Raw genomic sequence first — 7,881 nt, 5'->3', positions numbered from 1 at the left:
GAGCTGGGCCGACGCGGCCATTCGATTCACGTGCGAACGCTGGCAGGCGGTGTCAGCCTCGCGGGGACACTGGGTTTCGCCGCAGCCACGATCGATCCACGGATCGAGGAGATCGAGCACGACGACTGGACTGCCACCAATCCCTATGTGGCACTGAAGTTGTCGGTTCGAGCATTCGCGCACCGGTCCACGTACGAGGTCACCGACCTCGCCGATGCGGTATTGGACGTTCGCCCCGACGCACTGCTCGTCGACGTGAACTGTTGGGGCGCCCTCTCGGCGGCGGAGACCAGCGGCGTTCCGTGGGCGTGCTTCTCGCCGTACACCCCTGCCCTGCGCTCGCCAGGGGTGCCGCCATTCGGTCTCGGCCTGAGGCCGGTGACGGGGGTGTTGGGATCGGTCCGGGACGCCGTGGTGCGGAGGGTGGTGACCGGCAGGCTCGAGAGGGTGATTCTGCCGCCGGTCAACGAGGTTCGTGCGAACGTCGGGGTGGCGCCAGTGGCGTCGATGGACGCCTTCCTGCGCCGGGCGGGGCTGATCCTGGTCGCCACGGGCAAGCCGTTCGAGTACGAACAGACCCAATGGGGCGATTCGGTGGGGATGATCGGGCCATGCGTGCTCGATCCGGGACCGGACGAGACCCCCGACTGGATGGCCGCGATCGATCGACCGATCGTTCTCGTCACGACGTCGTCGGAGAAGCAGGCCGACGAAGGCCTACTTCGCACGGCGCTGACCGCACTGGCAGACGAACCCGTGCACGTGGTCGCCACCGTGCCCGCCGGGCGGCCCGACGACTTCGCCGCGCCGCCCAACGCGACGGTGTGCCGGTTCGTTCCACACGGCGCGGTACTGGACCGCGCGGTGTGTGCGGTGACGCACGGCGGAATGGGCGCAACGCAGAAGGCGCTGGCGCGTGGCATTCCGGTGTGCGTGGTCCCGTTCGGCCGCGATCAGCTCGAGGTGGCGCGCCGCGTCGAAGTGGCACGGTGCGGCACCCGGCTGCCCGCAAGGAGGCTGTCGACTCCGCGGCTGCGGGCGGAGGTTCGCGAAGCGATGACGATGACCGCAGGCGCGCAGCGGGTGGCCTCGGGCTTCGAGGCCACCGGCGGAGTCGCGCGCGGCGCCGATCTCTTCGAGCAGCGCACGCTCGGCCTCCCCTGCAACTAAGCGCGTTAGGCGAGCTTGCGCAGCCGCGGTTCCAGATCCTTCTGGAAGAGCTCGAGGAAGCGGCGCTGATCATGGCCGGGGGCGTGGAAGACGAGGTGGTTGAGGCCCCAGTCGACGTAGTCCTTCACCTTGGCGACGGCCTCGTCGGGATCCGAGGCGACGATCCAGCGCTTGGCGACCTGCTCGATCGGCAGCTCGTCGGCGGCCTTCTCCATCTCCAGCGGATCGTGGATGTTGGTCTTCTGCTCGGCGGTCAGCGACAGTGGCGCCCAGAACCGGGTGTTCTCCAGCGCCAGTGCGGGATCGGTGTCGTAGGAGATCTTGATCTCGATCATCCGGTCGATGGCGTCAGGGCTCTTGCCTGCGGCCTCCTCCCCCTCCTTCACCGCGGGGATGAGCTTGTCCTTGTACAGCTCCGCGCCCTTGCCCGAGGTGCAGATGAAGCCGTCGCCGGCACGGCCTGCGTACTTGGCCACCTGGGGTCCGCCCGCGGCGATGTAGATCGGGATGCCGCCCTCGGGCACGTCGTAGATGGAGGCGCCCTTGGTCTTGTAGTACTCACCGTCGAAGTCGACTCGGTCACCCAGCCACAGCTCGCGCATCAGCTTGATGGATTCCCGGAGCCGGGCGTAGCGCTCCTTGAACTCCGGCCACTCCCCCTCGTACCCGGTGGCGATCTCGTTGAGTGACTCGCCGGTGCCGACGCCAAGGAAGATCCGGTCCGGGTACAGGCACCCCATCGTCGCGAACGCCTGGGCGATGACGGCCGGGTTGTAACGAAACGTCGGAGTCAGCACCGAGGTGCCAAGCACCAGACGCTTGGTGCGCTCACCAACCGCCGTCATCCACGCCAGCGAGAACGGCGCATGACCGCCCACGTGTCGCCACGGCTGGAAGTGATCGCTCACCGTCGCGCTGTCCATGCCGTGCGCCTCGGCCTCCACGGCCAGCTCGACGAGCTCACGCGGGGCGAACTGTTCCGCCGACGCCTTGTATCCCAACTTGAGTTCAGCCACGTATCTGTTCTACCCCTCGCATCGAATGGATATTCCATCGCGCTCGATACACTCGTCGGATGACGGCTCTGACGGCCATCACCGACACCGTCCACTTCGCGCAGACGGACCTCGTCAACTGGACCCTCGTCACCGATGGAAGAGGCGTCGTGCTGATCGACGCCGGCTACCCGGATCAGCGCAAGGAAGTACTCGATTCGGTCCGGCAACTCGGATTCGGTGCCGACGACATCCGCGCCATCCTGCTCACCCACGCCCATGTCGACCACTTCGGCACCGCCATCTGGTTCGCCAGAGCCCATGGCACGCCCGTCTTCTGCCACGCGAGCGAAGTAGGCCACGCCCACCGCGAGTATCTGGAGCAGGTCTCGCCGATCGACCTGGCGGCCAAGGCCTGGCTGCCGCGCTATCTGAAGTGGTCGCTCACCATCGCCCGCATGGGCGCGTTGATCCGTGACGGCATCCCGACCGCGCAGGCCCTCACCGAGGAGGTCGCCGCGGCCCTGCCGGGCATGCCCATGGCGATTCCGACGCCAGGCCACACCGGCGGCCACTGCTCGTTCGTGGTGGACGGCGTGCTCATCAGCGGCGACGCGCTCGTCACCGGTCATCCCGTGTCGAAGCGCCACGGTCCGCAACTGTTGCCCGGGCTGTTCAACCACGACCAGGGCGCCTGTGGCCGCAGCCTGTCGGCGCTCGGGATGTTGGACACCGACGTCCTGCTTCCTGGGCACGGCCCCGTGTGGCGTGGACCGATCAGGGAGGCGGCCGAGCAGGCCGCCCGCTGAAACGGCTCAGGTGAGGATCTCGTAGCCGAGAAGGAAGATCGCGGTCAGCATGAGGCCACAGCCCAGCACGATGGTCGGCATCAGGATCGTCTGGTCGAGTTCCTCGGGGTCGAGCGCATCGGTGGCGACCGGACCGTACAGGACCCCGCCCACAGCGGATTCCCGGAATTTCCTGGTCATCCGGCCGATCCTGGTGTGGGGCTTACGGCCCACGTAGGACCGCAGCCCCACGCCTGAAAGACCCGTCAACAGGGCAGCCGCGAGGATCAGCCAGCCCACCGTCAGCTCCGACAGCACGAGTCGAGCGTAGCCGCCCTACAACCCTAGATGCTCGCGGAGCGTGGCGCCCTCGTACTCCGTGCGGAACACACCGCGCTCCTGCAGAAGGGGCACCACCGCGTCGACGAACTCGTCGAGTCCGTGTGGCACGAGGTACGGGTCGAGAATGAAACCGTCGCAGACGTCCGACTGCACGTGCTGGTCCATCTCGGCCGCCACCTGCGCTGGCGTGCCGACGAAGTGTCGGTTCTGAAACACCTTGAGCCGTTGGGGATCCCGGCCGTGGGCGACGGCTCGCGCCTTGGCGTCCGCGTAGCTCTGCTGGCCCGGGTCCAGCGCGACGAGGACATCGGCGTACTCGGCGCCGAGTTCTTGCCCATCCGCGGAATCGCCGTCAAGCAGCAGGACCGGGTGCCCCTGTGGGCCGGCTGGCACGGTGGCGTATCCCCGAACGTCGAACTGCGTGCCTCGATGCTCGACGGCGTGGATGCGTCCGGGATCGGCGTAGACACCGGTCTCCTCATCCGCGCGAACCGCACCGGTCTCCCAGCTGTCCCAAAACGCGCGGGCGACGGTGATGAACTCCGCTGCCCGTGGGTAGCGGTCGGTGTCCGACGTGGTCGCCGCGTGCCAACCCGATCTGCCATCGGACAGGTGGTCGAGAGTGGCGAGTTGCCTTGCCACCGCGAAGGGTTGGTCAGTCGTGGTGTCGACAGTGCCGACCAGACCCAATCGGTCGGATACGGCCGCGAGCGATGCCAACATGGTCAACGTGTCCACGTCGGTAAGGAGGAGGAAGTCGAACAGTCCCCGCTCCGCGGAGCGCGCGAGGTGGACGTACGACTCGAAGTCGACCTGACCACCGCACCGCGCCGCTAGATGAATCTGCTTGCGGTGCTTACCCTCTCTGAACGTCAGATCCCCCAGCGCTTGGCGATCAGCTCGTGAGAGCGAAGACGGTCGGAGTGCCGGTGCGTGACCGACGTGACGACGAGTTCGTCGGCATCGGTGACGCGCTGCAACGCATCGAGTCGGTGCGCCACCTCGTCGGCGTCGCCGACGAACTGCGTTGCGGTGCGGTCCTTGACCACCTCAGCCTGCTCCGGCGACAGCGGCAAGCTCGCGTCGGGATCGGGATACGGTTCGGCGCCGTCGCCCGCGCGGATGGCGTACACCCAATGCCCGTAGGTCGACGCCAGGTGCCGCGCCGTCTCGCTGTCGTCGGCCACCACGATGTCGGCCGACACCACGACATACGGCTCGCGCAGCGCATCCGACGGCACGAAGGCGTTGCGGTAGGCCTCGATCGCCTCCAGCGCGGTCGCCGGGGTGATGTGATAGCTCGAGACGAACGGTAGCCCGTTCGCGGCCGCCACCTGCGCACTCTGACCCTTGCTACTACCGAAGACCCACGGCCGTAACGCATCTCCGCGCTCCCCCGGCGTCACGTGCGCCTGCACGCCATCGATCGAAAAGGTGCCGTCGATCATCGCGAGGATGTCGGAGACCTGATCGGCGAAGTCGGGTACGTTCGCGTCGGGCTGCTGGAGCAGCGACATCCTGGCCTTCAGCCGAGGGTTGCGCATCAGCGCACTGAGGTCGAAGGGTTTCGGGACGATGACACCGTCGACTTCGTGCCACGTCCTCGGCGGCGGCTTGGGCTGGTCCGCAGGCGCATCGGGCTTCTCGGCGTTGGCCTCCCGGCGACGCTGACCCGACCGGCCGACGCCGAGGTCGATGCGACCGGGGTGAAGGGAGTCCAGGATGCCGAAGTCCTCCACGACCGCCACGGCCGTGGTGAAGCCCAGCTGGACGGCGGCCGCGCCGACGTGAATCCGCTCCGTGGCGGCGGCCAGCTGACCGATGAGCACGGCGGGAGACGAGCTCGCCACCGCAACGAAGTGGTGTTCGGCAAGCCAGTAGCGGCGGTATCCCCACTGCTCGGCGTGCTGGGCCAGGTCGACGGTGTTGCGCAACGCCGTCGCGGCGTCGCTTCCCTCGCTGACCGGCGAGAGGTCGAGGATGGACAAGGGCACGGTCACATCGGCACCGCTTTCTGATATCGATTGTCCGCCACGGGCAACCCGAGGCGCTGTCGGAGGGTCTCGCCGTCGACGTAGGCGGCGCGCAGGCCTGCCGCGGCGCGCAGCTGCGGCATGACCTCGTCGACGATGAAGGGCAGATCGATCGCGGTGACGGCGGGCCGCAGCCGGACACCGTCAACCCCCAAGCGCTGCCAGCGCACCAGCAGATCCACCAGTTCGGTTGCGGTGCGGTCGAATACGTACGCGTCGGAGCGACGATCCACGACGCCGGCCGATGCCACCAAGACATCGGCGTAGACCCGCAGGTGGGCACCGCCGGAGTCCCCGACCTCGCGGAGGATGGTCAGCAGCTGCTCGTCGTCCTTCGGCGTGATGAAGACGAGGTCGGCACTGCGGGCGGCGAACTCGTAGACCGGTGTGACATGCGCAAGCGCGGCGACGACGGGCTGGCCCTGTGGCGGTCGCGGCGTGCCGGACGGGCTGTCCCAGAGCCTTCGCACCGCGTCGACCACGTCGGTGGCTTCGGCGAACAGGTCGTCACCGCCGACGTCGCGCCCGCCGAACAGGGCAGCCTCCTGGGCGGTACCACTGATCCTGGGCTGCCAGCCTGCCCTGCCCTTGGAGACGAAGTCGAGCGTCGCGATCGCCGTGGCCAGACGGGACGGCTCGGTGTGTGTCACTGCTGCCACTGGGACGAGCCCGATGTGCGTTGTGGCGGGGGCGACCCGTGACGCGAGCAGTACCGCATCGGGTCGCCCCGTTAGCCATCGCGGTTCGATCTCGGGCTTGCGGCGCCGCTGCGGCGTCAGCCCGTCGTCGAAGGTGACGAAGTCGAGCATGCCGCGCTCGGCGGTCCTGACCACGTCCACCCAGAAGCGGCCGCGCAGATGCGGTTGGCGGTCGGGAGTGTGGCGCCAGGCCTCCGGGTGCCAGCCGTATCCCTCGAGTGCCACGGCGACGCTCAATGGCCGGGGCACGACAGCTCCTTGAGGAACGCCATCGGGAAGACGTCACCTTGGGCCGGGAGTGGCTCGTCGAGCCTTCGATACCCCGTCGCGAGGTAGAGGGCCTCAGCCTCCGGCTGACGGTCGCCCGTAGTCAGGTAGATGCGCAGGTAGCCGCGGGCCGCGATCAGTGCCTCCAACTCGGCGAGCAGGCGCCTCGCCAGCCCGCGGCGACGGTGCCCGCCGTCGGTCCAGATGCGCTTGAGCTCCGCGGTCTTGGCATCGAAGCGGCGGAACGCGCCCCCGGTCACGGGCTGGTCATCGACCAGCCCGATCAACATGCCGCCGTCGGGCGCTTCGAACTCGTCGGCCGGATGGTCGCGCAGCCACCCGTCCACCAGCTCCACGGTGCCGCCGTACCTGGTGGCGTACTCGACGGCGAGCTCGGCCAGCAGCGGCTCGGCCAGCGGGTCGCGCTGGCCGACCGTGACGAACCGCAGCCCGTCGACGGTTGGCAGAGTCATCACCCCAATGTCTACCGCGAAGCGGCCTTCCGCATTCCGCAGACCTTCCTTCGCCTCGTGGTGATTGCAAGGTCACCGGCCTTCAAATCTAAACTTGACACATGTAAAGTTTGGCCCCATGGACAACATCAGGGGCAGGACAATCGCGATCACCGGTGCCGCCCGCGGCATCGGCCACGCCACCGCCAAGGCCCTTCTGGCCCGTGGCGCCCGGGTGGTCATCGGCGACCGGGACGTGGCGGTCCTGGAGTCAGCCGTCACCGGCCTCGCCAAGTTCGGCCAGGTCACCGGCCATCCCCTGGACGTCACCGACAGGGAGTCGTTCGAGATGTTCCTCGACAAGGCCCGCACCGACGGTGACGGCCACATCGACGTGCTCATCAACAACGCAGGCGTCATGCCCGTCGGTCCATTCCTCGAACAGTCCGAGCAGTCCATCCGCTCCTCGATCGAGGTCAACTTCTACGGCGTGCTCACCGGATGCCAGCTGGTGCTCCCCGAGATGGTCCGGCGCCGTCGCGGGCACGTGGTGAACATCGCCTCGATGGCCGGCATGGTGGCCGTGCCCGGACAGGTGGTCTACGCCGGGACCAAGTTCGCCGTGGTCGGCCTGTCGACCGCGATGGCCGACGAGTTCGCGCCGCAGGGCGTCGAGGTGACGGTCATCCTGCCGACGTTCACCAACACCGAGCTGATTGCCGGCACCAAGAACACCGGCGCGCAGAAGCCGGTGCAGCCCGAGGACATCGCCGCCGCGATCGTCAAGGCCCTCGACAAGCCCAAGACCCACGTGTCCGTGCCGACCCCGTTGCGCTTCATCGGCGCCGTCACGTCGATGCTCGGGCCGCGTGGCAGGCGCCGGCTGTCCAAGCAGATGGGCAACGACCACGTCTTCCTCGAGTTCGACAAGACCGCCAGGCAGACCTACGAGAACCGCGCCCAGGCGGCCCAGGGCGTTCTGGAGAAGCCGGGCGAGAGCTAGAGGCCCGGTCCATCGGATCACCCCATCGCGTAGCACGTGGCTCCGACATTTTCGGGGTCTGGTGGGGTGGTTGTCCACAGTCGGTGGTTCATCCCCAACCTGGGGTTTAGGCTGGCATGGGTCGGAGTGGTCG

The 7,881-nt window shown here is 68.0% G+C and carries 9 protein-coding genes; 3 read left to right on the top strand and 6 right to left on the bottom strand.

Going from position 1 to position 7,881, the window contains the following annotated elements; translation table 11 throughout:
* Window positions 1-1,170, top strand: a 1,170-nt coding sequence (locus ACRDUX_RS30085) for a glycosyltransferase (RefSeq protein WP_526419360.1), incomplete at its 5' end; no start/stop codon positions are given.
* Window positions 1,171-1,175: 5 nt separating this feature from the next.
* On the opposite strand, the gene fgd is transcribed toward ACRDUX_RS30085, so the two are convergent.
* The gene (gene fgd, locus ACRDUX_RS30080; RefSeq protein WP_526419358.1) at window positions 1,176-2,186 is read right to left on the bottom strand and encodes a glucose-6-phosphate dehydrogenase (coenzyme-F420); all 1,011 of its coding nucleotides are present in this window, start codon (window positions 2,184-2,186) and stop codon (window positions 1,176-1,178) included.
* 59 nt (window positions 2,187-2,245) lie between these two features.
* Between fgd and ACRDUX_RS30075 the strand changes: the two genes are divergently transcribed.
* Entirely contained in the window at window positions 2,246-2,974 is a 729-nt protein-coding gene (locus ACRDUX_RS30075; RefSeq protein ID WP_526419356.1) for an MBL fold metallo-hydrolase, read from the top strand.
* 6 nt (window positions 2,975-2,980) lie between these two features.
* On the opposite strand, the gene ACRDUX_RS30070 is transcribed toward ACRDUX_RS30075, so the two are convergent.
* From ACRDUX_RS30070 to ACRDUX_RS30050, 5 genes are read right to left on the bottom strand one after another with little or no spacing between them, the layout of a single operon-like run.
* Window positions 2,981-3,271: a hypothetical protein gene (locus ACRDUX_RS30070; protein WP_526419354.1), complete on the bottom strand. Its 291-nt coding sequence runs from the start codon at window positions 3,269-3,271 to the stop codon at window positions 2,981-2,983.
* 18 nt (window positions 3,272-3,289) lie between these two features.
* On the bottom strand, window positions 3,290-4,171 hold the full coding sequence (locus tag ACRDUX_RS30065; RefSeq protein ID WP_526419362.1) for an LLM class flavin-dependent oxidoreductase: 882 nt from the start codon (window positions 4,169-4,171) through the stop codon (window positions 3,290-3,292).
* A complete protein-coding gene (locus ACRDUX_RS30060; RefSeq protein WP_526419353.1) occupies window positions 4,168-5,295 on the bottom strand; it encodes an LLM class flavin-dependent oxidoreductase in 1,128 nt (375 codons plus the stop codon). The genes ACRDUX_RS30065 and ACRDUX_RS30060 overlap by 4 nt, the downstream gene beginning before the upstream one ends.
* On the bottom strand, window positions 5,292-6,275 hold the full coding sequence (locus ACRDUX_RS30055; RefSeq protein ID WP_526419351.1) for an LLM class flavin-dependent oxidoreductase: 984 nt from the start codon (window positions 6,273-6,275) through the stop codon (window positions 5,292-5,294). Before ACRDUX_RS30055 ends, ACRDUX_RS30060 begins: the two co-directional genes overlap by 4 nt.
* Complete coding sequence (locus ACRDUX_RS30050; RefSeq protein WP_526419349.1) at window positions 6,260-6,766, bottom strand: GNAT family N-acetyltransferase; 507 nt, start codon at window positions 6,764-6,766, stop codon at window positions 6,260-6,262. Before ACRDUX_RS30050 ends, ACRDUX_RS30055 begins: the two co-directional genes overlap by 16 nt.
* A gap of 118 nt (window positions 6,767-6,884) precedes the next feature.
* Between ACRDUX_RS30050 and ACRDUX_RS30045 the strand changes: the two genes are divergently transcribed.
* A complete protein-coding gene (locus ACRDUX_RS30045; RefSeq protein WP_526419347.1) occupies window positions 6,885-7,748 on the top strand; it encodes an SDR family NAD(P)-dependent oxidoreductase in 864 nt (287 codons plus the stop codon).
* Window positions 7,749-7,881: the final 133 nt, after the last annotated feature.

The organism is Mycobacterium sp. (genome assembly GCF_050701675.1).
Classification (GTDB): Bacteria; Actinomycetota; Actinomycetes; order Mycobacteriales; family Mycobacteriaceae; genus Mycobacterium.
This window is presented reverse-complemented; position numbering and strand designations above follow the sequence as displayed.

Excerpts from the sequence above, each read along its gene's own strand:
- ACRDUX_RS30045 (WP_526419347.1), top strand. The coding sequence starts at position 6,885 with ATGGACAACATCAGGGGCAGGACAATCGCGATCACCGGTGCCGCCCGC.
- ACRDUX_RS30050 (WP_526419349.1), bottom strand. The coding sequence starts at position 6,766 with ATGACTCTGCCAACCGTCGACGGGCTGCGGTTCGTCACGGTCGGCCAG.
- ACRDUX_RS30075 (WP_526419356.1), top strand. The coding sequence starts at position 2,246 with ATGACGGCTCTGACGGCCATCACCGACACCGTCCACTTCGCGCAGACG.